Consider the following 260-nt stretch of genomic DNA (forward strand, 5'->3'; position numbering starts at 1 on the left):
TTCATCCTAGTGATGAGCGTAAGCAAAACATTGAAATGTATGCCAAGGTTTTATTCAATGGAGATGAGGATAAAGCTAAAGAATATCAAGAAGGTCTAGAGCTTGCAGAAGCTCAGGGTCAAATTGATAGTGTTAAAGACACAGCGGATGCGGTTGTTAATTTAGATGATACCGTAGTGTCTTTATGGGAAGCAATCTCAAATCCAGAGAAAACCTATAATAATGTTGTGGTCTCGTTGAAAGATTGGGATGAGGCTTAT

1 protein-coding gene is annotated in these 260 nt (G+C 38.1%); it reads left to right on the forward strand.

What is annotated here, in order from left to right:
* On the forward strand, positions 1-260 hold a 260-nt coding region (locus tag HMPREF2732_RS00115), incomplete at both ends, for a hypothetical protein (protein ID WP_148129029.1).

This window comes from Haemophilus sp. HMSC061E01, assembly GCF_001810345.1.
Classification (GTDB): Bacteria; Pseudomonadota; Gammaproteobacteria; order Enterobacterales; family Pasteurellaceae; genus Haemophilus_D.